This is a genomic window from Devosia sp. MC532 (genome assembly GCF_016461625.1).
Classification (GTDB): domain Bacteria; phylum Pseudomonadota; class Alphaproteobacteria; order Rhizobiales; family Devosiaceae; genus Devosia.
Genome location: NZ_JAEMNZ010000001.1, coordinates 105,796 through 132,692, shown reverse-complemented (window position 1 = coordinate 132,692; position 26,897 = coordinate 105,796). Strand labels below are relative to the sequence as shown.

21 protein-coding genes are annotated in these 26,897 nt (G+C 58.5%); 8 read left to right on the top strand and 13 right to left on the bottom strand.

Annotation, left to right across the window (positions count from 1 at the left end; genetic code table 11):
• Nucleotides 1–5: 5 nt before the first annotated feature.
• The 4 genes from JHC09_RS00605 to JHC09_RS00590 are packed head-to-tail and all read right to left on the bottom strand — an operon-like array spanning nt 6 to nt 6,637.
• A complete protein-coding gene (locus JHC09_RS00605; RefSeq protein WP_199530410.1) occupies nt 6–1,205 on the bottom strand; it encodes a GIY-YIG nuclease family protein in 1,200 nt (399 codons plus the stop codon).
• The gene (locus tag JHC09_RS00600) at nt 1,198–3,273 is read right to left on the bottom strand and encodes a DEAD/DEAH box helicase (protein WP_199530409.1); all 2,076 of its coding nucleotides are present in this window, start codon (nt 3,271–3,273) and stop codon (nt 1,198–1,200) included. The genes JHC09_RS00605 and JHC09_RS00600 overlap by 8 nt, the downstream gene beginning before the upstream one ends.
• On the bottom strand, nt 3,270–6,041 hold the full coding sequence (locus JHC09_RS00595) for a class I SAM-dependent DNA methyltransferase (protein ID WP_199530408.1): 2,772 nt from the start codon (nt 6,039–6,041) through the stop codon (nt 3,270–3,272). Before JHC09_RS00595 ends, JHC09_RS00600 begins: the two co-directional genes overlap by 4 nt.
• Nucleotides 6,042–6,082: 41 nt before the next feature.
• Nucleotides 6,083–6,637, bottom strand: a complete 555-nt coding sequence (locus tag JHC09_RS00590) for a hypothetical protein (RefSeq protein ID WP_199530407.1) — start codon at nt 6,635–6,637, stop codon at nt 6,083–6,085.
• 517 nt (nt 6,638–7,154) lie between these two features.
• On the opposite strand from JHC09_RS00590, the gene JHC09_RS00585 reads away from it, so the two are divergent.
• From JHC09_RS00585 to JHC09_RS00555, 7 genes are all read left to right on the top strand, one after another.
• Complete coding sequence (locus JHC09_RS00585) at nt 7,155–9,119, top strand: AAA family ATPase (RefSeq protein ID WP_199530406.1); 1,965 nt, start codon at nt 7,155–7,157, stop codon at nt 9,117–9,119.
• Entirely contained in the window at nt 9,112–9,348 is a 237-nt protein-coding gene (locus JHC09_RS00580) for a hypothetical protein (RefSeq protein WP_182395711.1), read from the top strand. Before JHC09_RS00585 ends, JHC09_RS00580 begins: the two co-directional genes overlap by 8 nt.
• Nucleotides 9,345–10,196, top strand: a complete 852-nt coding sequence (locus tag JHC09_RS00575) for a hypothetical protein (protein WP_199530405.1) — start codon at nt 9,345–9,347, stop codon at nt 10,194–10,196. Before JHC09_RS00580 ends, JHC09_RS00575 begins: the two co-directional genes overlap by 4 nt.
• A gap of 176 nt (nt 10,197–10,372) precedes the next feature.
• Nucleotides 10,373–11,170, top strand: a complete 798-nt coding sequence (locus JHC09_RS00570; protein ID WP_210338076.1) for a hypothetical protein — start codon at nt 10,373–10,375, stop codon at nt 11,168–11,170.
• Nucleotides 11,167–13,473, top strand: a complete 2,307-nt coding sequence (locus JHC09_RS00565) for a DDE-type integrase/transposase/recombinase (protein ID WP_199530403.1) — start codon at nt 11,167–11,169, stop codon at nt 13,471–13,473. Before JHC09_RS00570 ends, JHC09_RS00565 begins: the two co-directional genes overlap by 4 nt.
• Complete coding sequence (locus JHC09_RS00560) at nt 13,473–14,585, top strand: ATP-binding protein (RefSeq protein ID WP_182395718.1); 1,113 nt, start codon at nt 13,473–13,475, stop codon at nt 14,583–14,585. The genes JHC09_RS00565 and JHC09_RS00560 overlap by 1 nt, the downstream gene beginning before the upstream one ends.
• The gene (locus JHC09_RS00555) at nt 14,542–15,561 is read left to right on the top strand and encodes a hypothetical protein (protein ID WP_199530402.1); all 1,020 of its coding nucleotides are present in this window, start codon (nt 14,542–14,544) and stop codon (nt 15,559–15,561) included. Before JHC09_RS00560 ends, JHC09_RS00555 begins: the two co-directional genes overlap by 44 nt.
• Here JHC09_RS00555 and JHC09_RS00550 read toward each other — a convergent pair whose 3' ends face one another.
• The 5 genes from JHC09_RS00550 to JHC09_RS00530 all read right to left on the bottom strand — a co-directional run bounded on the left by JHC09_RS00550 (nt 15,562) and on the right by JHC09_RS00530 (nt 20,068).
• The gene (locus JHC09_RS00550; RefSeq protein WP_182395722.1) at nt 15,562–15,855 is read right to left on the bottom strand and encodes a hypothetical protein; all 294 of its coding nucleotides are present in this window, start codon (nt 15,853–15,855) and stop codon (nt 15,562–15,564) included. It lies immediately after the preceding gene.
• 284 nt (nt 15,856–16,139) lie between these two features.
• Nucleotides 16,140–16,865 carry a proteasome-type protease gene (locus JHC09_RS00545; RefSeq protein ID WP_199530401.1) on the bottom strand — a complete coding sequence of 242 codons (726 nt, stop codon included), beginning with the start codon at nt 16,863–16,865 and terminating at the stop codon, nt 16,140–16,142.
• A 17-nt stretch (nt 16,866–16,882) separates the two neighbouring features.
• Nucleotides 16,883–17,683, bottom strand: a complete 801-nt coding sequence (locus tag JHC09_RS00540; RefSeq protein WP_199530400.1) for a transglutaminase family protein — start codon at nt 17,681–17,683, stop codon at nt 16,883–16,885.
• 6 nt (nt 17,684–17,689) lie between these two features.
• Complete coding sequence (locus JHC09_RS00535; protein WP_169193891.1) at nt 17,690–18,631, bottom strand: alpha-E domain-containing protein; 942 nt, start codon at nt 18,629–18,631, stop codon at nt 17,690–17,692.
• A 21-nt stretch (nt 18,632–18,652) separates the two neighbouring features.
• Nucleotides 18,653–20,068 carry a circularly permuted type 2 ATP-grasp protein gene (locus JHC09_RS00530; protein WP_199530399.1) on the bottom strand — a complete coding sequence of 472 codons (1,416 nt, stop codon included), beginning with the start codon at nt 20,066–20,068 and terminating at the stop codon, nt 18,653–18,655.
• A 320-nt stretch (nt 20,069–20,388) separates the two neighbouring features.
• Here JHC09_RS00530 and mazG point away from each other — a divergent pair, with 320 nt between their 5' ends.
• On the top strand, nt 20,389–21,204 hold the full coding sequence (gene mazG / locus JHC09_RS00525; RefSeq protein ID WP_199530398.1) for a nucleoside triphosphate pyrophosphohydrolase: 816 nt from the start codon (nt 20,389–20,391) through the stop codon (nt 21,202–21,204).
• Nucleotides 21,205–21,321: 117 nt separating this feature from the next.
• On the opposite strand, the gene hflX is transcribed toward mazG, so the two are convergent.
• From hflX to JHC09_RS00505, 4 genes are all read right to left on the bottom strand, one after another.
• Nucleotides 21,322–22,677: a GTPase HflX gene (hflX, locus tag JHC09_RS00520; RefSeq protein WP_199530397.1), complete on the bottom strand. Its 1,356-nt coding sequence runs from the start codon at nt 22,675–22,677 to the stop codon at nt 21,322–21,324.
• A gap of 6 nt (nt 22,678–22,683) precedes the next feature.
• Entirely contained in the window at nt 22,684–22,935 is a 252-nt protein-coding gene (hfq, locus tag JHC09_RS00515) for an RNA chaperone Hfq (RefSeq protein WP_169193886.1), read from the bottom strand.
• A gap of 173 nt (nt 22,936–23,108) precedes the next feature.
• Entirely contained in the window at nt 23,109–24,491 is a 1,383-nt protein-coding gene (locus JHC09_RS00510) for a sigma-54 dependent transcriptional regulator (protein ID WP_169193885.1), read from the bottom strand.
• Nucleotides 24,492–26,822, bottom strand: coding sequence for a PAS domain-containing sensor histidine kinase (locus JHC09_RS00505; protein ID WP_199530396.1), 2,331 nt, complete (start codon nt 26,820–26,822; stop codon nt 24,492–24,494). It lies immediately after the preceding gene.
• Nucleotides 26,823–26,897: the final 75 nt, after the last annotated feature.

The window sequence follows — 26,897 nt, the reverse complement described above, 5'->3', positions numbered from 1 at the left end:
CAATTTTATTCGCCCAAAGCCATACTGAGTGATGCTGACGTAGGGTCGTAGCGATACCCACCTATGGTCCCGTCCTTGATCCGCTCCACCGCCTCATCCACCACGTTGAGCGGCACCAGGAACCATTCCCTTGGCACCACCTGATTGCCAAACCGGTCTTTGATTGAGATGTTCAGCTTCGCCGGGCCGAATACGCGATGGATGATGTTCTCCAGCTTGGACCGGTTGATGTTGTAAAGCCGGTAACTAGCGACGACCTCGACATCGGCGAGCAGGAAGGTCGGATCCAGCTTCGCATTGGCGATGCGGCGTTCGACACTACCACCGGTGACGCCGATCTTGTGCAGCACCATGCGGTTTGCGGCTACGTCCGGGTGGTCGGACTTGCTGCGCAGAACGTAGATCGTGCCGCTCTTCTCGTCCCCGTCTTCAGCCTCGCCGGAGAACAGTGGGCCGGCATGAGGCTCGATGATGCGACGACCGTTTTCGTCCTGCTGCAGCGCCTTCTGGAGCGACCGCATGAGCAGGTTGCTTTCGGTGCCGTTGTCAAAGATCACGCGCAGCCGAGCATCGACGTTGCCGTGGTCGTTGGTGAACGGCTCCTCCATCTCAGCGACATAGGCCTTCTGGCCCGCCACGATGTAGAAGCGCCCCTTCTCGATCTCGGCTTTCCGTTCGAAGCGGCGGGTTTCGCGCAACCCGGTATCCAACTCCTGCTGTACCTTCTCGAACAGCGGCTTGAAGGTCGCGAAATCGTCGCACTTCTGGCGGTTGGCGATTTCTTCGGCTGCCTTCTTCTCGGCCGAGGAGCGAACGTGCCGAAGGTTGGTGATGGAATCATCGTCTGCGTCATCACCGGAGAGGCCAAGCTCCGCGAGCAAGGCGTCATCATCAAGGTCGTCAATGGTGGTGGTTGCCGGCGAGACGTTGGTCAGCAGCCCCTGGTGGTCCAGAGGCTGAAGCAGCGTAACGCAGTCTTCCTGCTTCCGAAGCTGATCGAGACGGACGGCGTACATGCGCTCGAAGATGTCACGCCCCTCCCCGTGCTGCGGATGCCGGCCATGGGCATCAACGAACTTCTGGATGTCCTCGAAACCGGCAATGATCCGCTCTTCACGGGGCGACCTCGAGGAAGCTGTCTGTGTTTCTGTGACGACGCCGAGCTCCTCGAGCAGGGCATCATCTTCCTCGGTGAATTTACCCACGTTCCGCCTCCGCCTTCATGCGCTGCATGAACGCCACGCCTTCGGCCATCTTCACTTCCCACGGGTCTTGCGAGGTTATGGACGGCAGGCGGCCACGCTCCTGCTTGAACTGCACGGCGCGCTTTGTCAGATCACGGGCCTCCTCGATCGAGAGCTTCACCTTCTTTCCGGCGATGATCGCCTTGATCTGCCGGAGGCGCTCCTCGCTCATGGTCTTCGACATGATGGAGTAAGCCTCGCCGAACGGGTTGATCCGGTCGATCAGGTCAATATCCAGATCCTTCACGTTTAGGAACTTGCGCACGCCATCCACGAATGCGGTGTTCGGGCCTCTATCTTCCTCGCCAGGAATTAGCTGTGGGCCGGACCTTTCCTCCTCAGCCGCCTTTTTCGCCTGCTGCACCAGATTGAAGGCCGCCATGGCATGTTGCCTGATGGCTTCGATATCCTCGGCGTCTGCCCCGGGATATGCATCCTTGATGATCTTGCCGAACCGGACCTGCGTCAGCTCTTCAGGAACCAATTCCTGGTCGAACAGGCCACGCTCGATCGCGGGCTTATCCTGCACAAAGCTGGCAATCAGCTCATTGAGGTCCTCGCGGCACACCCGCTTGGCCTCCTCGCTCTTCGGTTCCTGCAGGCCCTTGATCTCGACCTCGATCTTGCCCGTGTCCTCGTTGAAGCCGACGTTGCACTTCTCGGGGTCGTAGCCGCCCTCGCCGTAGTCGAAGCCGGGCGTGGCCTCGTTCTGAGCTTTCTTGGGCTTGAACTCGAACCGAGGCGCCAGCACCTGCTCCATCAGCAGGCTAGCTGCGATCGCCTTGAGGGTGTCATTGACGGCGTCGGAGACCTTCTGGCTATCAGCATCCGGCTCGGCGATGAGGTTACTGAACCGGGCCCGTGCCTTGCCGGGGGCATCACGCGTGGCGCGGCCGATGATCTGCACGATCTCGGTCAGACTGGCGCGGTACCCGATGGTGAGGGCATGCTCGCACCAGATCCAGTCGAAACCCTCCTTGGCCATGCCGAGCGCGATGATGATGTCGACGTGGTCGCGATTGTTCTTCTGCGCCGGATCCTTGAGCGAAGCCGACACCTTGTCCCGAACGCCCACGTCGTCGGTCACCAGATCGGCAATCCGGAGCAGTTTACCTTCAGGTGTGCGGACAAGCTGGAAACCGGTGGCCTGGTCGACGCCTTCCCAGTCACCCAGCGAGAACAGGATGTGCTCGACCTCCTTGATCTTGTCCTTGGTGCTCTCCCGCGAGTTGACGCTCGGGATATGCACGATGGTCTTTTCGTTGGGATCGAGGACCTTCAGGATGTCGTCCGCATAGGAGCCGGAATAGAAGTAGTATCCGATGTCGAGCTGCTTGAGGTGCTCATAGCCGTTGAGCTGCTCATAGTAGGTGTAGGTGACGGACTCGAACTTCTGCTCGTCCTCCGGCGTAAGCACGGCCTCCGAGTCGCCGCGGAAGTAGGATCCCGTCATGGCGACGATGTGAGCGCGATCCCTGGCCATGAACTGCACTAGGTGCGAACCCAGCTTGTTGTCCGGGTTGGCGGAAACATGGTGGAACTCGTCGATGGCAATGAGGCGATCGTCGAACGCCTCGACGCCGAACTTGTCTACGGCGAACCGGAAAGTTGCATGGGTGCAGACCAACACCTGGTCGCCACTGGCGAGGAAGGTGCCGACTGCGCCGACCTTGCCATCATCACCACCAGGCGCGTTGCACAGGTTCCACTTCGGCACGACCGCCCAGTCCGCCCAGAAGCCGTAGTCGGACAGCGGCTCGTCGTTGAAGCTGGCGCCAATGGACTTTTCGGGCACCACGATGATCGCCTGCTTCACGCCCTGATTATGGAGCTTGTCGAGCGCGATGAACATCAGCGCCCGGCTCTTGCCCGATGCCGGCGGCGACTTGATCAGCAGGTACTGCTCGCCCCGCTTCTCATAGGCCCGCTCCTGCATGGTGCGCATGCCGAGCTCGTTGGACTTGGTTGATGCACCAGTGCGGCCATAGGCGACGGAAACGGTGGGAACGGACTTGATGTTGATGGTCATGCGCGTGCCCTCTTGGTTCGCCCGGCTGATGCCTGCGAGTTGGCCGTCATCTTGGTGTAGAGGTCGAAGAGCTTCTCGAGGCGCTCGGTATCATTCCGGAAGCGCCGGCCGATATAGATGCGCTCGAGCACCTCATCGTTGCGGTCATGGGCCGCCCGAAGGTCATCCGGCATTTCGTCGGGATCATAGAGATCCGCTATCGTTTTCGGGAAATGTGCCTCTCGCGCCAGAAGGATGTCCTCGGCACACTTGGTTAGGTCAGCCTTGTTCTTTTCGGTAAGCGAGGGAACCGGGAAGGTGTTCCAGCCCAATGTGTTTGTGTACGAAAAATCTGTGCGCATCCTGGCACACACTGCTGACACCCAAGCTAGATTCAGGCGCGAGCAAATAATGGCCAGAGACCATAAATTCTCGCCAGACATTGTGAATGCTTTGTTGGATACGACTGTCCCAGCAGGTAAAAGGCTCGCTGGGAGGTACGGCCGGTTCTCTGAGCTGATGACCGGCACGCAAACCACCGGAGACGACGGGACCGGCTTTCTTTCGTCAAATCTGTGCGGCCAATCGGCGGCTTTCACAGTCGAAGCCTTCTTACTGGCATTCCGGAATCTGCGGACGCCTTCAATGCGCCTTGCGAGCGACGGAATTGCTTCAGCTTGCTCACGGGCATCGTCGTCAATCCAAATGCAATATCGGTGTGTCCCTGCAATCAGTTCGCGGGATCCCACAAAGGGCTTGATGTATCTTTTCCGAAGATCTTCACTCAGCGCTAGTTGTTCCAGTTCGTGACGCTCAAGTACTAGGTTACCCCCATCTGTAGGTGAGTTCCCACGCGTCATCTCAGGCAGGGAACAAAGACTTCTATTGGCGGGGCTAACAACAATGTCGTCGCCGCTAATCAGGTAGGCATTTATGTTTGCGACCTCTTTAGCAACCGTTCCACCGTCATCAGAGACGGAATACAGGCGCCGGGTCTTCGTCCTGTTCCGTCCTATGCCCACAATTACTACGGTTACACCCGCGTTGTGACTTGCCAAGTTTGCCCAACGGAACGAGGTGTGAGCGAAAACTATCCTGCAGCCCGTCCGGTAGATCGCGGGCCAAAGAACTGCCACCTGCTGTCCTTGGTTAACAGAATTTGTCATCACGAATGCTGACGAAGTGTCAGTATGCTCGCCATATTCGGCCGCCTTCATCAACCACGCGGCCACGTAGTCGAGCACCTTCCATCCCTCCACCTGGCCATCAAAGACTTGCGCCAAGTCGGCTTTTTGTTCTGGCGATTGCCACTTGCTGCCGATGTAAGGGGGGTTGCCGCAGATATAGGTTTCGCCGCCTTCGTTCTCGAAGTCGATTTCCGGCTGATCCAGTGGCTCCTGCAACAGGTCATCCGACCTGTGCTTGACGACGCTGCCGGTCGGCGGGCAGATGCTCAGCCAATCCAACCGCAGAGCGTTGCCGCAGGTGATCCAGTTGTCCGAGTCGAGTGGCAGGAACTCCAGCAAGGCTTCTTTCTGACCGCGGTACAGCACATCGCACTGGTACTCGGCGATGATGAGTGCCAGCCGCGCAATCTCCGCCGGGAACTCCCGCAGTTCAATGCCACGGAAGTTCGTCAGGCGGATATCCGTGCGGCGGTCCTGATCACCGAGCCGCCGGTTGATCTCGGCCTCGATCGCCCGAAGCTCCTTGTAGCTGATCACCAGGAAATTGCCCGATCCGCATGCTGGATCGAACACCCGGATCTTGGCGAGGCGCTTGCGGAGGTTCCGGAGCTTGGCAGGGCTGTCGCCAGCTGCCTCCAGCTGGGCGCGCAGGTCGTCGAGGAAGAGCGGGTTGAGAACCTTCAGGATGTTCGGCACGCTGGTGTAGTGCATGCCCAGGGCGCCGCGCTCCTCGTCGTCGGCAACAGCCTGGATCATCGACCCGAAGATGTCCGGATTGATTTTGCGCCAATCGAGATTGCCGATGTGCATTAGGAAGCTGCGGGCAATCCGGCTGAACCGGGGCGTCTCGGTGTCGCCGGCAAAAAGGCCACCGTTCACATACGGGAACGCTGCAGCCCAACGAGGAATATCAGCCCCCCGCTCGGTGTGACGGGTGTTCATGGCCCGGAAGATCTCGCTGATCACCTCATGGGTGTTGGTCGAGTCTCGATCGCTCATCTTCTCGATGGTGGATGTGAACAGTTGGGTGCCCAGGAAAATGTCGGTGTCTTCGGCGAAGAAGCAGAAGATCAGGCGCGCCATGAAATGGTTCATGGCAGTGGGGTCTTTAGCCCAGTCCTTGTTGTCCTTGAGTAGCTCGACGTACAGCCGGTTCAGCCGGCTGGTTGCCCGGATGTCGAACGAGCTTTCGCGAATCTGCTTGACGGTGGTGATGCCGGCCAGAGGCAGGAAGAAGCCGAAGTGGTTGGGGAAATCTGTATAGTCGCAGGCGATCGTTTCCCCGCTGACGAGATCCTCTGCCTCCAGCGTATCGCCATCGGTGGCAAGGATGAACTTGGCTTTCGCCTTGGTGGTCGCCAAGCTGTCGCGAAGTGTCTGCAGGATAGCACCCACCTGACCGGCTGGCGCAACGGCGATATGGATATTGTTGGTCTGCAGAACGCCACCAACGTCGGACTTGTTGGTGTTGCCGGCGCGGAGCTTGCGAAGGGTGGTCTCCTTGTTGCCGAACGCCTGAAGAAAGGCATACGGGAACTCGGGGCCGTCAAAGGGCGCCTCAGCGAGCTGTGATACAGCCTGTTCGATCTCTACGGCGTTCATACTACCCCTACCCCGCCCAATTCAGGCACGCGAATTTCGAGTCAGCCCTGCTTCGCTGCAAGCTTCAACACCTTCGCGGTCTGCTTCCTCACGAATTCATCGTCGTCTTCGAACTCGAACCCAAGTTGACGGGCAAGATCGAAGAACCCCGGCCCCGGACGGGTGACCCCTGCCGTTTTCCGGTGAACGAGGACGGAGAGCATTACCTTGCCCTCGTCCATTGAATTCTCGGAAACCCGGCCCAGGATTGCGCCAATGCGGTTGCGCTCAGCGGGCACACGAGGCGTCAGTCCGACTGTCGCCATGACCGGCTCATAGAAGATTGCCGTTACGCCGGCTTTCGCCTGTTTCCATAGATAGCGCTCCACTGCCCGGACGTCGGCAGCCATCTTGTCCTCATCGTTGAGGAGGCTCTGCAGCGCGACAAAGGAATGCCGGCCGATGCGCAACCCCTCCAGGGAGCCGCTGCGGACTCTGGCGGTCACCGCGGCCGGCGAAAGGCCGAGATGTTCAGCAACGACAGGCACCGGCAATCCAACGATCGACGGGTCTGCCCGGTATGCTGATATGTATTCGGCTAGGGTCTCGAACTGCACGTTGCGATTCCTACGTTTTGGATTGGCATAATCAAGAAAACACTGAAGTGAGTGCCCGTCAACGTGAGAAAGTAGACCTGGACCGAATTTGGTGTTGACGGGACTTTCCAAGTTCTCTATCTGTTCCCGTCATGAACCCGCAGAAGACGATATCCAAACGCGAGAACCTACAGGCGGCGCCGACCGGCAGCCGCACGGATCGCGTTGTCCTCCAGCGTTCCGGACTGCACCTCTAGCTGCAGTTCTCGGGAGGACCTCACCGGGTACCCCCCATGTTCACTCGAACCTTCAACGACGGCGAAACTGATCCCGAGACGCGAAAGCGGCTCTCGACTGTTTGCGTCTCCGTGCGTCTGGTCCGTGGCCGGATAGACCACCGACTATGGGGCAAACGTCCCCTTTTCTGAGCATCCCATGAACATCTTTAATCCCGGGCGCAGATCGCGCCCCTGCAACCGGCCAGGAGAGGCGGGCGCGTAGTCGCTCGGCCATTTGCCTGCCGGAGAACGAGGCAGCAATGGCTGACAATGACGACTACGATGACATCTCCGTTGAAGAGATGGACGCGATCGATGCCGAGGTGATGCAGAGCAAGTCCTTGCATCGACCGGCCATCCACACTCTCCCCGAACTCATGATCCGCCTGGCATTGATGCCGGGTCATATCGCTCGCCTGAAGCGTGACCGCACCACCAGCATGATCATCGAGGCGCCCAGTGCCGAGTGGGTGCAACCGCTGATGCGCGCAGCCAAGCGGCTGGGTGAGTGGAAGTTTGCTCACGCGGTGAGCGAGCCGCCCCGCAAGTCCACGCATGGCATGACCACCTCTGATCAGGCTGTCTTCGCCATGGCGAACGGCGGCCGCATCATCGGCGTCACGCAGAACCTGGACTACCTGCCGAAGGCCATGACCTCCTCGGCCGACATCCGGATCAAGATCGATCATCCCGATGACGAGCTCCTGCGCCAGGCCATCAAGATGGCCACCGGTCGGTATCCCCGCTCCATGCCTGCTGGCGTCTCCCATGGCCTGGACTACTCGGACATCTGCGGCGCCATCCGCACCGGCAGCACCGCCAAGGCCTGCGTCGAGCGTCTGGTGGCCGCGTCCAAGGCGAAGTCGGAGGCCGCGCCCGGGCTCGAGGACGTACCTCCTGTCGAGGAGCTGTTCGGCTATGGCGAGGAACTGGAGGGGTGGGCCAAGGCGCTGATCACCGACCTGGACGCTTGGCGTGCCGGTAAGCTGGAGTTTTCGGCTATCCAGCGCACCGCGGTGCTGGCATCCGAGCCCGGCTTGGGCAAGACCACGTTCGCCCGCAGCCTCGCCAAGTCTGCCGGTATCCCGTTCTTCCCCACCTCGGTCAGCCAGTGGTTCGCCAACAGTCCCGGCTACCTCGACAGCATCATCAAGCAGATCGATGAGTTGTTCGCCGCGGCCGCAGCGGTAGCGCCGGCCATGATTTTCCTGGACGAATGCGAGGGGATTCCGAGTCGTGCGAATGCTGATCGGCATTCATCGTGGTGGATCCCGGTTGTCGGGCACATGCTGCTCAAGCTGGACAGCGCCACCTCGGGTGACAGCTCGAAGCTGATCGTCATCGGTGCCACCAACCATCCCGAGAAGCTCGACGCGGCTCTGGTTCGTCCGGGCCGATTGTCGAAGATCATCCACATCGAGAAGCCGGACGCCAAGGCACTTGAAGGCATCATTCGCCAGCATCTCGGCAAGGACCTGCCAGATGTTGACCTGAGCGTCGTTGCCAAGCTGGGCGTGGGCTCCAGCGGTGCCGATGTACATGACTGGGTGAAGTCGGCTCGCCTCGCGGCGCGCCAGCAGAACCGCCCCGTCGCCCTGCAGGACCTGTTCGCGCAGGTGGCGCCACCGGAGACACGGCCGCCGGGCTTGGTCAGGCGCATCGCCATCCATGAGGCTGCCCATGCCGTGGTCAGTCATGTGCTGATGCCGGGTTCCGTCGACAGCGTGACCACCATCAGCCGTCAGGCCTTCGAAGGCGGCAGCACCAGCATGTCGGTAATGTTGGAAGACGCCATTGCTCGGCGCGACATCGATCACCGTGCCATGGTGCTCCTGGCGGGCCGGTGCGGTGAAGAGGTTCTGCTGAACTCGGTGAGTAGTGGCGCCGGCGGCGATGAGACCAGTGACCTCGCCCAGGCAACCTACATGTTGGCCCTGGTGCATACCTCGCTTGGTCTCGGCGACCGGCTCTTGCACCGATCCTCGCCGCAGGAGGTCAAGCAGTTGCTTACCCTCGATCCCGCACTCGCCAAGACCGTGGAGGCGGACCTGCAGCGGCTCTATACGGCCACCCTCAAGATTGTGCGAGAAAACGCCAGCCTCGTCGAGGCCGTTGCAGATGCCTTGGTCAAGCAGCGGCACCTCACCGGCGACAAGTTCGTGGCGATCTGTCGCCGCGCTCAGCGGACCGACGCTGTCAAGCTCCTGGGAGGCAGCAATGGATGAGTTGCTGATCCGGGTCCTGACCCGCCTCCTCCGTGTTCATGAGGAACTCGGTGACAAGAGTTTTGAGGAGGCTGCCCATCGCGCCCTGCTGGCGATTGCCATGACGGTGCGTGATGAAGCCGAGGCCCGCGCCGGGGACCGTCCCAAGCGGAACGCTGCTGTCGTCAACTTCCCGTTGGCGAAGGCGCTGGCCACCCGTTCGCAGGATCTGCCAGGAGGGGACAGATGAGCCGCTCGTTGGTTGACGAAAGAGCATTGTGCCTGCCCCTCCTGGTCGAGCACCTGGCTGATCGCCCCGCCTCGACGCGCGAGGGATATATCGGTGATCTCAGGCGCGTCGCCGAAACGATGGAGCAGATCAACGGGCGCGTGGCAATCGCCGCGGATATCCTGGAACTCGATACGTCCGCCCTGCAGCGTCTCGTTGAAATGTGGGAGCAGGATGGCGTTTCCGTCTCTACCATCCGGCGGCGGCTTGTTTCCTTGCGAACGCACGTCCGGCTCCTGGCTCGCGAGCTGAGAACCGGCGGCGCCATCCTGACGGCCGACTTTCCGCGCCCGCAGCCGCAGGGCGATTGGTTGCCCCCTGCCCCCGACCTGCTCGATCTCGAGCGCGCCGTGGCAGCCAGCCGCGAATGGCAATGGTCTCGGGATCTGGCTGTCACTGCCTTGGCGGCATATCTCGGGTTGTCCACCGGGGAGATGGCGCCACTCGACCACAAGGCTTTGGGTAATGGCTTCCTGGTCGTTCAACGGCCTGGCGGCTGTTTCCGGATCGTCGACATGGAACATCCTGTCGCCAGCGCCATCGGCCGCTACCTCCAGCTCGTACCAACCTCGATTGGTCGCAATGAGCCGCTGTTCCTGAACCAGTACGGCGGCCGGATGTCGCCAAGGCTGTTGCAGATGGCGTTGCGGCGCGTCCGGCAGGAGCTGGGCTGGCCGAGCGATGCCGTCGCTGGCCTGTTCCGTCGGCATCGGATCCGCAGCCTGGCCGCGCAAGGCAAGACGGTGACCGAAATTTCGACGGTGATGGGCATCGGCATCGAGACCGTTGTCCATCATTTGCGACCTTAGCGGAAACTAAACAGAAACCACTCGGGCCAACGCCTCGCCAACCATCCCGGTGAACTCGTTGGCAACCAAAAAAGCAAGCAACTTCAACATACAGGAGCGAAGCAGCAAGTCATAAACCCTTGCCGCTGCAGAAGTCTCCGGAACGGGCCAGAAGAGCCCAGAGTAGCAGGTGCGTTATGGTGCAATTGGGCAAGTCATGGGAGGCGGAAGGTCTCGCACTTGCAGAACCATACTGGGAGCGACTGGTCCCGGGTGTGGAGCGGTTCAGGCTTCCCGGAAATGAGCCGGTGCGTCGTATCATTACCGGCCGTAAGCCTAACCGCGTTGGTGGTTTCTATAGCTGGAAGAACGCTGGCCACGTGGTTCACGAGTCGGTCGGCGAGGAGCGTGTCGCCCGCCTTCTCGAGGTACATCAGTCAGTGACCGAGTATTTCGGCCAACCGGAAACGCTTCGGGTAACGCCCGACGGTGAAGTCGAATACTTCGAGTACACGCCGGACTTCCTGGTGCTCATGGGGCATGCGGAAATCCGGGTGGAGTACAAGCGGCTCTGCGACATCCGGCCTGAGAAGCCTGCCCCTGGTGACGAGCGCGGACTGCGTCGATACCGCAAGGCCGCTCTGATGCGTCACAGGCTGCGCCTGGTGAGGGACGCCTATACCCGCTGTGGGCTTACCTGGGACCTTTGGACAGACGTCGACGTGGCGGGCATGGCTGACCCTGATGTCGTCGACGAAATCCTTGCGAACTCCGGTCGGCCGATCACGGCTGAGAATTTGGAGCGGCTGCTGAGCACCCTCCGCAATCGCCCCGAGCAAACCGCGACGATGGCAGAGTGCGAAGCGGCACTGGAGAACACCGACTTCGCCCGCGGTGACATTCTTTCGCGGATCACGGAGCGCCTGATCGCAATCGACCTGTTCGAGCCCATCGGCCCCGACACGCCGGTCAAGCTGACGAGGGTCCGGCCATGAACATTGTGCTGACCAAGAACTCGATGCAGCCCGACCCCGGAGCGTTTCCTCTGGGCAAGCTCGACGACCTCATGGCGGACGACCTCAAGCCGAATGACGTCGTCATGATCGACGAGGTGGCGCACAAGTTCCTCATGAAGGTGCCGCAGGGGCCGCACCTGTTCTGGAACGGCCACGAAGAGAAGCAGCGCGCTCTCACGACGACTGAGCTGTTCAAGCTGATGGACGAGCGGCGCTACTACCGGCCCGGCCGGGAAGCGCCAACCTTCAAGTCAGATATTCATGAGGCCGAGCACCGGCAGCGTTTGGAGGTGGCCTACAACCTGTTCCGGAAGGAGCCGAAGCGCAAGGCGGAAGCCCGCTGGCTGTTCGTCTCCGAGTTCCTCAACCGCATCAAGAACGCTGAAGCGAACGGTGGACAATACGCTCGTAATGAGGACAACGCCAAGGCGGTGATTAAGGCAGTCGAGGCCGAGGTCGAACGCCACAACCAGCAGGTATCGGCCGAGGACAAGATCGAGCTGCCGCGGAACCGCGCCCCGCGCTCAGTACTCCGCTGGGTCGCCCGCGAGTTCAACCTTCAGATTCAGGAAGCCGGGTTACTGCATGGCAATGCTGTCACGCCCCGCGCCAGAACCTTGCCGCCACGGGTGTTCGAGATCATTGGGGAACAGATCCGCGAAATGGTGGAATTCTCCCATGCGCTGGGACCGCTGAAGATTCACACGCGGGTCAAGGACAAGATCGAGAAGGAGAATGCCGAGCGGGGCACATCCCTGCCGGTTCCCTCTTATTCCACCGTCAATAACGAGTATCGCCGCTACGATGCTTGGGTAAGAATGGCCAAGAAGGAAGGGGTCGCAAAGGCTGACCTCGAGTACGGGTCCGTCGGCAAGAACCCGCGGCCAAAGCGTATTCTCGATCTGGTGGAGATCGATCACCATCTGTTCGACTTGCACCCGATCCCGGGTCAACTCGGTGAAACCACTCTGGGTCTGGAACTCGCACAAAAGGGGCTGGATCGCTTCTGGGTGTGCCTGGCACTCGACGTGCACTCAGGATACCCGCTCGGTTTCGCGATCACGTTCGAGCCTGGTGGGCTCACCCCTGCCCTGATGTGCATCGACCATGCCATCCGTCCCAAGACCTATGTCCGGGAGCGTTGGCCCGACATCAACGGCGATCTCATGGGGTTCGGGAAGCCGGTGAAGGTTCGCTACGACAACGCCAAGGAGTTCGTGTCCTTGCAGTTGCAGCAGAACCTCGCTCGCATCCAAGTCGGTTTCGAGCTCTCGGTTCCGAAGAAGCCCAACAGCAAGCCGTATGTTGAGAGGCATTTCGGCACGATCGAGCAGGACTTCGTCCACTGGTTGAAGGGCTCCACCGGGTCCGGACCGCAAGATCGTGGTGACCGGCGCCCGCAGCATGAGGCAGCTATCGGTCTCGACGACTTCAACATGCTGTTTCACCAGTACCTGATCGAGGTCTATGCGCGACGTCCGCAGGAGGATCTGGACTACGAGACCCCGGAACAACGTTGGATCCGAGGGGCTAACAGTCCGTCGCATCGTCCCCGGCGCCTTGCTCAGCATGAGCTGGACAGATGGGACTTGGTGACCACCATCGAGGTGGACGCCGTTGCCACCGATGAGGGTGTCACATGGCGCAAGCTCAAGTACCGGTCTGACGAACTCCAGCAGCTTCGCCGAACTGGTGGCGCTCACGGTCATCGGGGCATGAAGCCAACCCCGGTGACGCTCCGCATTCCCCTGCTGGATGTCAGCAAGTCTTATGTGTCCCTGCGTTCGGATGAGCTGCCCGGTGGACGAGCGTTTCCTCCAGCCGAAATTCTCGTGCGGGCGGAAAACCCGCATGTGGAGGGGCGAACTATTTGGCAGCATGAGGCGGTATGCGATTTCCTTCGCCGGCAGAAGAAGGACGCCAGCAATGTTGCTGATTACAAGCAGGGCTTCCTGCGGCTCTTTGAGAATGCCTTGCGGGCCATGGGAGCCAAGCTCGATGATAAGAAGCCGAAGGTGAAGCTCACAGGTGGCCAGGCACCACGTATTGCAGGGCTGATGCTGGATGGCCCAGCCAGCGTGTCGACGGTTGGGGCCAGGAAAATCATCGACCGTTACGACTTGCTCAAGGAACACGACGAGGAAGCCAATGGCGGGCAAGTCGTCGCTGAGCCTGCCGAACGCAAGAAGCGCAGCGTGTTGGACGTGTCAGATGATGAAGATCTGTTCGAAAACTTCGCAAACAGAACGAACTGGACACACGATATTATTGAGGACGACTAATGAGCGGCGAGACTGTTGATGACGGAAAGGCTCGCATTGCGGCACTCAAGGGAGAGATGTCTACGTGGGACAAGGAGCGGCGCCGCACGAAAATCCAGCGCATTTTCGTGGCGCATGCCAACAACCTGACCGCCACGCTTGCGCTTGAGGATGCTTACGACAATGCAATTCGGATGCGTGAGTCTTCCCCTGCATTTCTCGTGGGCGACAGCCGGTGTGGGAAGAGCGAACTTATCAAGCGGTTTATGTCTGCCAAGACCTCGCAGCCCGTGCCGGATGTACCGTTTGGCTGCTCCAAGATTTTGGGCAGCCCGGCTCGTGCCGTCTACCTCAATTGCCAGAATGGGGCCACTCCTCGGCAAGCCTGTAACACAATGCTCGAGGAACTGTTCAAGCACTGGTTGTCAGCCCGAGGGCCGAGTCAGCAAGAGGCAAGCTTGCTGCTCATGAAGCATTTCCAGCGTGAAAAGATCGACATGCTCGTCATCGACGAAGCACAAAAGATGTATGACGGCCAGTCACCCAAGGACCTCGTCAACTGGATCGTTTCTATGCGAGATGCGGGTTTCTTCCGGATCTTTGTCACTGGTGATCGTAGCCTTCTGGAATTGATCGACACGCACAAGGTCCTGAGAGACAGCAAGCATTCGCTGGTTGAGTTGCGGCCCCTCGGGTACCAGACGGAAAAGCAAAAGGGGCAGTTTGCGGCATTCTTGAAGAAGTTCGACGAGGAAATGCCGTTTGTGTCTACGCCCCTTGCCGACGAGGGATTAGAGGAAGCTTTCTTTTTCGCCACCCGCGGACGACCGGGGGTACTTGCTAATCTTCTTGAGGGAGCCACGGTAGAGGCGTTCCGTCGATTGACCGACGACGACGGTAACCTCAAGGAGATGCCTCGAACGATGACGGTTGGGGACCTCGCTCGAGCTTTCAAGATCAAGATGGCGACCGAAACCCGCATGCTGAAGATCAACCCTTTCACCCATTCTGGGCCTTTCCCCAGCTATCCGAAGACGCTTGAGGGTGAGCTCGATGAACTTCAGCGAGCTCTCGCCGCCAAGGCGGCGCGTGGACGACAGCGTGCAAGCCGTCTCTACGATGACCCCAAGTGAATCATCTCAGCCGCCGACCGGACCGCTCTGGGACTTCCCAGAGCCCGCTCATGCTGATGAGGATCCGGCCTCCATCATCGTCCGTGTTGCAGAAGGTCACTTCTTCCGGACGAGCGACCTTTTTTCTCGGTATTTCCAGCTGCCGGCATACCGGTTAGCGGACGTAGGGAATCATCCGGGAATTCTGGACCAACTCGATGTTTTGGCGGGATGCGGTTCCGAATTTCTCCGCTCGCTGGGTTGGCAGCGCCAGGCGGGCAAGAAGGTCGTATTCCGGGGGCAGGCTCTCCCTTCCGATTGGATCGGGGAAGGGAGACGGGTAGCTCCAGGCGTTCTGGCGGCCGACGGTGATCAACCGTACATCCGGTTGGCTTGGCGATTCCCCGCCATTCCCTTCGATCTCAACACGAACGAGATGCTGATCGATCGCTGCCCATTGTGCTTTAACTTTCTCACGTGGACGCGAATCCGGTCCGTCTGCCATTGTCAGAACTGTCAGTTCGATTTGCGCGAAGCTCGTCCAGTTTATGCACGAGGCGAGTACGTTCAGCCTGCTTTGAAGCTGGCGGCTCATCTCGGTTTGCTGCCTGGCGAAAAGATTGCTCTCCCGCCCCCCTTCGCCACAGAAGATTCAGTGGTAGCTCTGAAAGTTCTGGAGTGGTGCGCGTGGTTCGCCGGACGGTGTGAGGTAGTGCCAGTCGCGCAGTCGGCTACGAATGCTCATCGAGGTGTTGCAGTTGCGGAACGTTGGCCAGCAACGCTGGAACTCGCTGCTGACCTAGTCCTTCGCCAGGTACTCAAGAAAGAGCATGCGATGAGTACTCTTCAGGGGGCGTTCAGATCGTTGCCGAACATGGAGATGCGCAAAGGCGTATCGACGCAACTGGCCGAAATCATGCAGCGACTGAACGTTCAGAGGGTACAAGATTATCTGGTGGTAAACCGCTGGAAATACTTCCAGCGTGGATGGCTATAGCTATTCCAGCAGGGCCAGCCAGTCCTTGATGCGGCCCAGGGCCGGTCCGCCCAGCTCCCACCTTCCTCCCTGCCCTTTGACGAACCCCACAAGCTGAAGCTCTTTGAGGATAGTCCTCATGGAGTCATTGGGGATGCCAACGTGAGCGTTGAAATCTCGAAGGTCGCGTGGTGCCACGGCGAGAAGCTCGAGCACTCGACGGCTCGGCGGATTTGCGAGCGCGATGAACGCAGCATTGGTGTGAACAAACTCGGGATCGTCATCCTTCAAGATCGGTAGAGTGCCGTCGAACATGTGCCTGCCTGTGAAATGCAGCAGGATATTTGTATAAAACTGTCAGCATTCCGTTAAGCTTTGGGAAGCGTTGCTGACTCGCGTCTCCAATGCTCCGGCCAGTGCCAGATTCTGATGGCTGCTTTTGTCGGCCAGTGCCAATTTCTGGAACTTTGGTGCCAGAATTGGGGAATATTCCAACATTGTTTTTGTTGCTGAATTCCCGACGGCCAGTGTCAGATTGCGTTCCAGGGGACAACCAGACTGCCGATGGCTCCAAAACGGCGAAAGATTGTTGGCTGCGGTTAGTCCAGTGATGGCAGCTGATGGAATGCATCTTTGAGCGCGGCGCCCCAGCCTTCAGATATCGCCACGTAATATGGATCGTTCCGCTCAAACCGCCTCTGTGGTTCGAGGTCGAAGCTATCCTTGTTGTAGATCTGCAGATCGAGCGGCAACCCCACCGAGAGATTGGATTTGAGCGTAGAGTCAAAGGAAACCAGCAAGAGCTTGATCGCCTGATCAACGCTCATTTCTCGCTCATAAGCGCGCACCAGGATTGGCTTGCCGTATTTGTGCTCGCCGATTTGGAAGAACGGCGTGTCAGCGGAGGATTCAATAAAATTGCCCTCTGGGTAGATGTAGAACAGCCGCGGCTCTTCACCCTTGATCTGCCCACCGAGGATAAATGACGCCCCAAAAGCATCTGCATTCTGCCCACCCGGCGCGGCATCCCGGATGACTTCTTTGACCACTGAGCCGATGAGCTGTGCTGTCTGGAACATGCTTCCAGTGCTGTGCAGTGTCGGTTGCCCAGGTTTTGGCGTGCGAATACGCTCGTCCAGCAGGCTTGAAACAGCTTGCGTCGTCGCCAAATTTCCCGCTGACAGCAAGACGATAGCACGCTCTCCGGGAACGCTCCAGTTACGCATTTTCGAGAAGACCGAGATGTTGTCCAGCCCTGCATTGGTGCGGGTGTCGGACATGAAAATGAGCCCGCGATCCAGCTTCATACCAACGCAATACGTCATGGGTCTTCGTCCTATTCCTACTGTTCGACGCTGATATGGACGTCTAGCGTCTCGCCAGCTGCCCCCATCCGTACGCCAGAGACAGGAGCGGCCGAACGATAGTCTAGGCCCACGGCGATTCGAACATAATTGTGGTTTGGACAGATATTGTTGGCGGCATCGAACCCAACCCAACCCAGACTATCCACATAGGCCTCGGCCCAGGCATGGCTAGCCGTCTGATCGGTTACGCCTTCCATGCGCAAATAGCCCGAAACATAGCGCGAAGGAATGCCGAGGACCCGCGCCGCTGAGAGGAAGATATGGGAATGGTCTTGGCAGACCCCTGCTCCATTATCGAGCGCCACCTCAGCCTCCGTTGCGACGCTGGTTGTGCCGGGCGAATAGACGACGCGGGAATGGATCGTGTTCATCAGAGTGTGCAGTAAGGCGAGTTGATCGGCCTGTTCATCGCGAATGCCCTCTGCCAGCTCGCGAATATGAGGGCCTGCTTTGGTGAGGTCGGTCACGCGCTCATAAATCCAAAGTGGCGGGCCACCTGCACTCTTGCCAACAACCCCTGCCCGATCTTCCGTTTCGACGGCACCATGGGCACGCACAACAATGCTGTCGGCACTGCGCTCGTGCTTGAACAACTCGACCTTGTTGCCAAATCCGTCGACATAGCTGACCTCCCGATCAGCTCCACTCACTTCGACGCTCCATTCACGCACAACCTGCCCCGCGATATTTTGCGGCCACAGGCGAAGCCGCTGCAGCGCAAAATTGACGGGCTGGTCATAGTCATAGCGAGAGGTGTGATTGATGGTGAGTAGCACTTTGGATCAATCGAAGTTGTAGACTTCGGCGATTTCCACGCCCAGCCGATTGTTGCATTCAATAAAGTCGGTGAGGAATTCGTGGAGACCGCCGTCAAAAATCGGCTCGATCGTGGTGTCGTTCAGCGTCGCCAACGTCCGCTCAGCAGAGCTGTGGCACACATGCCGCTCACCATAGTCCTTCGCCAGAAAATTGAGATTTTCGACGATATTGCGATACGCAAAATTCAGCGATCGCGGCATGCGGCCATCAAGAATGAGATAGTCAGCAATCTGCGCCGGGCGATAATCCCCCGCATAGACCCAACGATAGGATCGGTGCGCCGAAACCGAGCGAAGGATCGACTCCCATTGATAATTGTCAATGGTGGAGCCAACATAAGACACGGCCGGCAAGAGCACATAATACTTCACGTCGAGAATACGCGCCGTATTGTCCGCTCGCTCGATGAAGGTGCCAATGCGGGCAAAATTGAAGATCTCATTGCGCAGCATGGTGCCGTGAAAAGCCCCGCGAATAAGCGAGGTCTGTCGCTTGATATGATCAAGCACCGGCGGAATATCGCTCTGCGGCACCGGATCGCGAAGCACGTCATTGAGCGCCATCCAGGCTTCGTTGACCGCTTCCCAGGCGTCGCGCGTTAGCGCAGTTCGTACCATGCGGGCATTAGCGCGTGCAGACTCGATCGTGGCCAGCACACTCGACGGATTATCCCGGTCCCGCAGGATGAAGTCCGAGACATTTGCCGCGTCAAAACTTTTGTACTTATCGGCAAAACGCTGGTGCGCGCCTGCCGAGGACACCACAGACGACCATTCCTCTGAGGCATTGTTCGTGCGCGTCAGCGCCATGCGCAGGCCGGCATCAATAATACGGGCTGCGTTTTCCGCTCGCTCAATATAGCGATGCATCCAAAATAGACCGCTCGCGGTGCGTCCAAGAAGCATTAGTCAGGTCCCCTCGCCCGCTTAATCATCCAGTATCCAAGTGTCTTTGGTGCCGCCGCCCTGGCTGGAATTGACGACGAGCGAACCCTCTTTCAGAGCCACGCGCGTCAATCCACCGGGGGTAATGCGTACCCGATCAGACACCAATACAAAGGGGCGCAAATCCACGTGACGCGGGGCCAATCCTTTCTCGGTCAAGATCGGCGTGGTCGACAACGCAAGGGTCGGTTGAGCAATGTAGTTGCTGGGCCGCGCCTTGAGCTTTACGGAAAATGCTTCCAGCTCTTTCTTGGACGCTGCGGGACCAACCAGCATGCCGTAGCCGCCCGAGCCGTGAACTTCTTTTACGACCAGCTCATGGAGGTTTTCCAGCACGTATTTCAGGCTATCTGCCTCCGCGCAGCGATAGGTCGGCACATTCTCCAAAATAGCTTTGCGCCCGGTATAAAACTCAATAATTTCGGGCATATAGCTGTAGATCGCCTTGTCATCGGCAATGCCAGTTCCGGGCGCATTGGCAATCGTGATGTTACCGGCGCGATAGACATCCATAATACCCGGAACGCCCAGAGTGGAATCCGGCCGGAAGGTCAGCGGATCGAGATAGGCGTCGTCCACACGCCGATAGAGCACGTCGATTGGTTTGAAGCCCTGGGTCGTGCGCATTGCTATGCGCCCATCCATGACCTTGAGGTCTCGCCCCTCAACGAGCTCCACGCCCATCTGGTCGGCAAGGAAGGCGTGCTCATAATAGGCAGAATTATACATGCCGGGCGTTAGAACGGCGATGGTTGGGTTTTCGCGATTGCCGCCCCGTGGTGCCACTGCAGCTAGGGATTGTCGCAAAAACTGCGGGTAATTCTCGACCGGCAAGACCTTGTTCTGATGGAACAACTCCGGAAAGAGCTGCATCATAGTCTCGCGGTTCTCCAGCATATAGGAGACGCCAGAAGGCGTGCGGGCATTGTCTTCCAGCACGAAAAACTGGTCTTCAGCGGTGCGCACAATGTCCACGCCAATGACGTGCGTGTAGACATTTCCCGGCGGCCGAAAACCGATCATTTCCGGCAAGAATGCCTCATTGTTGGCGATGATCTCGCGCGGAATACGTCCGGCTTTGACGATCTCTTGGCGATGATAAATGTCATCGAGGAAAGCATTGAGCGCCATAACCCTTTGCTCGATCCCCTGAGAAAGCTTCCGCCATTCCCGTCCGGTTATGATGCGCGGGATGATGTCAAAAGGGATAAGTCTTTCAGCAGCTTGATCGTCCCCGTAAACAGCAAAGGTAATGCCTGTCTTACGGAAGGCCCCCTCTGCATCGGAGACCTTGCGGCTCAGCTTCTCTGGCGTCTGCGTTTCATACCATTGCTGGAGACCCGCATAAGGCGCTCTGACTCCCTGACCTGCGGTCAGCATTTCGTCAAATGGGTTCACTCAATCCCTCCCAGTCCTTCGATATTCAAACGGGAAAATGGGAATGGCAAGCCTTTGTTTAATCGATAGGCACATAGCAGCCATGACTAACATCTGTGCAGTCACGCGCTGAAGGCGAGGCCCGAAGGGCTGAAGCCGCATGGGTTTCTTGGAAAATACTGCCATGGCAGGAAAAACTACATCCAAGGCTGCGGCCTACTAAGCGATGATTAGCGCAGTGGTCGGACGAGACACTCGCCATCCGTATCGGAGATTTTGCACTCAAAAACAGCGCCCCTGACTATGGTAGGCACGACGATTCCCTCCCGTTGGAGCATTCTATGCAGCCCTCCCGTGACCTTTCCCGCCTTATCGAAATCATGGCGCGGCTACGCGACCCCAATGGCGGCTGCCCCTGGGATCTGGAACAGGATTTTCGATCTATCCGGCACTACACGATCGAAGAAGCCTATGAAGTCGCTGACGCCATCGAACGCGAAGATTTCGCCGATCTGCGCGAAGAACTTGGCGATCTCATTCTTCAGCCGATCTACCACGCGCAAATGGCCAAGGAAGCCGGCCATTTCGATATTGGCGACGTCATCTTTGCCATCACCGAGAAATTGATCCGGCGCCATCCGCACGTCTTTGGCGATGTGGATGCGGACAGCGCGAGCGATGCGCAGGTCAAATGGGAAGCCATCAAAGCGCAGGAACGTGCCGCAAAGGCCGCGCGTAAGGGCGAGCAAACACCATCGCTGCTTGACGATGTGCCGGAAGTTCTTCCCGCCCTAATGCGTGCAGAAAAGCTGACCAAACGCGCCGCAAAGGTGGGATTTGATTGGGAAAATCTGGAACAGGTCCGCGCTAAAATTTCGGAAGAACTCGACGAAGTCGCCGAAGCGGAAGCGTCCGGCAATGCTGACGCCATCCGCGAGGAAATCGGTGACCTGTTGTTTGCCGTTTCCAACCTTGCGCGCAAGGCAGGTGTTGATCCTGAGGCTGCGCTGCGTGACGCCAATGCCAAATTCACGCGTCGTTTCCACTATGTTGAAGCCCGCTGCCGCGAGGACGGGGTTTTGCCGGTCGAGGCTGGGCTCGAGCGCATGGACGGGTATTGGAACGAAATCCGGGCGAAGGACAAAAACAAGAGTTAGTCCTGCCGTCAACACGCACCTCCCCCTCGCGAAAATGACACCGACGTGGAATGCAGAGAGCCCCGGAACTGGTCCGGGGCTCTCTTGTTTTTTGAAACGAAATGTCAAAGCGTGGGGTTAGGAACCCTCTATCCGGCCATTGAACCGCTCGAGAAACTCATCACGGTGCCGGGCGTCAATGCGAACAACAAAATCCGTGCCTTTTTCGGTCGGGTCTTTTTGCTCGATCACTTCGCCGTTCTTGTGGAGCCAGCCGATATCGGCACCCGCCGCGTGCGGGACGAAGACCTGATAGGTCCGGCCTTGCTCGCCAAGCGTTTCTTCGATCTTGGTGAGAAGAGCATCAACGCCCTGCCCTGTATGCGCCGAAACAGGAATGGATGCGAGAACACGACCTGCCGGATGCGCTGCGGCCAGTTGCAAGGCCGGGTCTTCGAGAAGATCGACCTTATTCCAGATCTCGATGACCGGCTTTGTCTCCGACGACACGCCAAGCTCATCGAGCACGGTGAGAACGTCCTGGGCCTGTGCGGCGTGGTCTGGATTGGCGATGTCCCGAACGTGCAGAATAATGTCTGCGTCCGTGACCTCTTCCAGCGTGGCGCGGAAAGCGGCAACAAGATCGTGCGGAAGATCAGCAACGAAGCCTACGGTGTCTGACACCATGACCTCACGGCCATGCGGCAGAGCGATCTTGCGAACTGTCGTATCCAGTGTCGCAAACAGCAGGTTCTCAGCAAAAACGCCCGCATTCGTTAGCCGATTGAAGAGGCTGGACTTGCCAGCGTTGGTGTAGCCCACCAAAGCCACAACAGGGATTTTGGCCTTGGTCCGCTGCGCGCGCTGCTGAACACGCGTCTTGCGCACCTTATTGAGCCGATCCTCCAGAAGGACGATACGCTCAGTGATCTGGCGGCGGTCGCTTTCGATCTGGGTTTCACCCGGACCACCCATAAAGCCAGTGCCGCCTGAGCCGCGCTGACGTTCCAAGTGGGTCCAGGAGCGCACGAGGCGCCCCTTCTGGTAATTGAGATGCGCCAACTCAACCTGCAACACGCCTTCGCGCGTCGCGGCACGTTCCCCGAAAATCTCGAGGATGAGCGCAGTGCGATCCAGCACTTTGGTGCCTGTTTCGCGTTCCAGATTGCGTTGCTGAATAGGGGTCAGCGCTGCGTCTACGAGCAGAAGCTCAATCTTCTCAGCTTTGACCTTCTCGGCGATGGTTTCGACGTGACCTGCGCCAAGATAGGTTGCGGGCCGAATTTCTCGGACCCGCATGACCTCAGCGAAGATGATGTCGAGACGTATAGCACCAGCCAAGCCGACAAACTCGGCAAGGCGTGATTCAACATTGTGATATGTGGCGCGTCCCCGAACATCAGGAACGACCAAACCGGTGCGTGTCGGCTGTTCTTGCCGATCTATGTACGGCTTAGGACCGGTAGCCCAGCCGTCCTCCTCAAAATCATCCATATATGGTCAGTCGCTGTCTTGTGCCGTTTCCGGATCGAACAGCTGGATCGGCGCGCCCGGCATGATGGTCGAGATGGCGTGCTTGTAAACCAGTTGAGACTGGGAATCGCGACGAAGAAGAAGGCAGAAATTGTCAAACCAGGTGATCACACCTTGAAGTTTAACGCCGTTCACCAAGAATATAGTGACCGGTACTTTCTGTTTACGCACGTGGTTCAGGAATGAATCCTGTAAGTTCTGCTGCTTTTCGCTAGCCATTTTTGGCCTCTTTCGCGGCTTTATTGTCGCTGTTGTTTTCGCATTGTGTGCGCTGGACTTTGAAGGACTGCCGCACAGGCTTCAAAACCCTAGTCTTCAGTAGTCAGTTCAATATGACATAAATACCCGAACATGCCTACCCGCTCGCGCGCATGGCTGTTCGGCATTATCTGTCACAACCCCAACGACTTGATCTTACGGTGAAGCGCACTGCGCTCCATACCAACAAACTCTGCCGTCTTGGAAATGTTCCCGCCGAAGCGCTCGATTTGCGCCAAGAGATATTGGCGTTCGAAAACTTCGCGAGCTTCTCGCAATGGCAGGCTCATCAGATGCGCCGACGAATCGGTGTCACCTACGGTCGGTAGGACTTCACCAATATCTGACGGCAACATAGTGGCAGTGATTATGCCATTCTCAGGTTGCTGATCTTTCATCAAGATCAGCAAGCGTTCGATCGAATTGCGCAGCTGGCGCGCATTGCCGGGCCATTCTTGTGTCTGCAGCACCGCCATAGCGTCATCGCCAATCGTGACGCGCTGCAAATTATGCATACGGCAAACTTGGTCGATAAAGACCTGCACCAGTGGTGGTACATCCTCGCGGCGCTCCCGCAGCGGCGACAAAGGCAGAGGCACAATCGACAGACGATGGAAGAGATCGGAGCGGAATTCGCCAGCGTCGATCTGCGCGGCGACATTCTGGGACGAGGCCGCAATGATGCGAACGTCGATCGCCACCGATTGTGCACCACCAACGCGGCTGAACTTGTTCTCAACCAAGGTGCGCAGCAGCGTCTGTTGGACAGGTGCTGGGAGAGCGGTCACTTCCGAAAGATAGAGCGTCCCACCGTGCGCGCGCTCAAGGGCGCCCACTTCGACTTTCAGGAGACCGGACTTGTCGCGAGCCTCGCGCCCGAACAACACGACGGCAACTTCATCGGGCGCATAGAGCGAGGCGTTGATCTCGATGAACGGCGCATCAGAACGCGGGCTACGCGTGTGGATGGCGCGCGCAACGAGGCCCTTGCCTGAGCCAGACGGCCCGGAAATGAAGATGCGCGAATTGGTCGGGGCCGACTTTTCAATCAGTGCACGCACCTGCTGGAGCGCGTTAGAATTGCCGACCATTTCGGAGTTTTTGGACGGCGTACGTTCTTTGAGCTCCGCAACTTCTGTGCGCAGGCGTGTAGCCTCCAAAGCACGTTGGGTGACGTGCAGAAGGCGGTCAATCTTGAACGGTTTTTCGATGTAATCGTAAGCGCCGCGCTTGATCGCCGAAACCGCGGTTTCAACATTGCCGTGCCCGGAGATCATCACCACGGGCATGTCTGGGTGTTGGCTCTGGATCACATCCAAAAGCTGCAGACCGTCCAGGCGCGAGCCCTGCATCCAGATGTCCAAAAATACAAGGCTTGGGCGACGACGTGCGATTTCATTGAGCCCAGAGTCAGCGTCATGCGCCTGTCGAGCGTCGTAACCTTCGTCTTCGAGGATCCCAGCGATCAGGTCGCGGATATCGTCTTCATCGTCGATAATGAGAATGTCGAGTGCCATCTACTTGTGAACAACCGCTGTATCCAGCGGTTCCTCCTTTTGGGGCGTCTGGTCAGAGGGAGAGACTTCCCCTTCCGACGGGCCGCTAATTGCGGGGTTCTGCAAAGGCAGGGTGAAAGTAACACAGGCGCCAACACGACCGTTGACGTCTGGTTCTGCATCGACCAACTCGACGATACCGCCGTGTTGCTCGATAATTCTGGCGACGATCGCAAGGCCCAGGCCGGTGCCTTTTTCGCGGGTCGTCATATAAGGCTCAAGCAGGCGCTGGCGATTATCCTTCGGCCAGCCCTTGCCATTGTCGGACACAGAGACGCGCGCGTTACGCCCCTCGATATGTGCGGCCACTGTAATCGTTGGCTGCCATTCCGCTGTGAGGGGGATGCCCTCAAAGGCCTCGACGGCGTTCTTGATCAGATTGGTCAGCACCTGCGCCATAAGACGCGCATCAAACCAAGCCACGATGGTTTCATCTGGGACTTGGGTTGTGATGTTGACCTCAGGCAAGCGCACGCTTTCGAGGAACACGGCTTGGCGCACGGTGTCCGTCAAATCGGAGCGCTCAGGCGCTGCCTCTGGCATACGCGCGAATGCAGAAAACTCGTCAACCATGCGCCCAATGTCGCCGACCTGCCGGACAATGGTGTTGATGCACTTATCGAAGACTTCCCGATCATCATCAAGCTTGTTGCCATAGCGGCGGCGCAGTCGCTCTGCTGAAAGCTGGATCGGTGTCAGCGGGTTTTTAATTTCGTGGGCAATGCGACGGGCAACGTCTGCCCATGCCGAAGTGCGCTGAGCCGATTCCAGATCGGTAATATCGTCGAAGGTGACGACATAGCCCTTGGACTCGGTGATCGTCCCTTCGCGCGTCAGCTGGACCTGATAAATACGGCGGTTGGTTTCATTGCCGATTTGTATTTGGTCACGCACCTGCCCACGGCGCGCGGAACGTGCCTTCTCAAGTGTCGGTGCCATCTCTGGCAGGATGGCTTCGATGCGTTCGCCCATCAGTTCGATTTCGGACCGACCGAGCATGTCGCACGCACGCGCGTTGACCAAAGTGACCGAGCCGAATGCGTCCAATCCGATGATCCCCGCGGACACGCCTTCCACCACGGCCTCAGTAAACTGCCGACGCTTTTCATTGACGTCATTGGCCTTGAGCAATTCCTCGCGTTGACTGCGCAACTGCTCGGTCATGCGGTTAAAGCCAGAGGTAAGATCGTGGAGATCCCCCCGCTCCTCTTTGACCGGCACCCGAATATCCAAATCACCCGCAGACACATGGCGCGATGCGATCATGAGATTACGAATTGGGTCGACGAACCGATTGGCCAGTGCAATCCCGATCCACAGAGCGCCGAGCAGAAGAACCACGGCCAGACCGATGTACATGATTGTAAAGGTGATCTGGAACACAATGCGATTGGACGTGTACTGGCGGTACTCGGAGATATTTTCGTCGGTCAGACGCATATATTCGAGCACTTCAGGGTCAACCGGGCGCACCACAAAAAGGAACGCATCGGCATAGCCGCGCAGTTTGACGACCGAGCCAACAAACTGCGTTGACCCTGGTGCAATAGCCGTCGGCACGCCTTCGATCACGCCATCAGTAACACCCGGAGGCGGCTGCGGATACGACCCAGAAACATTGATCTGAGCGCGCGCCAGCGTGTTGCCATCTTTATCAATGAGCGAGGTGAATGGGAGCGAGCGTGTGACCGCTAGCGCTGTCAAAATGCGTTCAAATCGCTGCGGGTCGGTATCATAGGTCTGGACGGCTTGCTCAAGCTCCGTGGCGACCCAGATAATGTCATCGCGCAGCACTTGAGCGTGCTCGAGCATGTAGGAGCGCGCCACGAGACGCGAGCTTTCCACCATAGCGCGCGTGCGTTCGGAGAACCACTGGTCGAGACCTTGGTTCAGCGAGATCGACGCGACAACAGCGACCAGCACCGCAGGCGCTGCCGCAACGAAGGCGAACATGGTGACCATGCTGACCTGGAGCCCCGCCCCCGGCGTGCGGCGGCGATGGGCTTGCACCAGCAGAACAGCCTCGGTGACCACGAGGGCAATGACCAGCAACACCAAAACGGCAGTGACGATCCAAATAATCGTCCACACCATCGGTGATGGCTCAATATTGGTCGCACCGGACAGAATGAGGAAGGAAATAGAGGCGAGGATGACCGAGGCGGTGACGACCACGAACCCAAGCACGCGCAGGCCATTGTTCTGCTGCGTGAGCAACAAAGTGCGGCGCTCCGGACGCAAAGCGTCCGAGGTCAATTCGCGTTTCTCGGTGGCCGAAATCCATTCGGTCATTAAGCGCCCAACACCCCTATCGTCGGCGCAAAGGGCTGCGCCGCCAGTTGTCTCCCGCAGTCAATCAGTGACTTC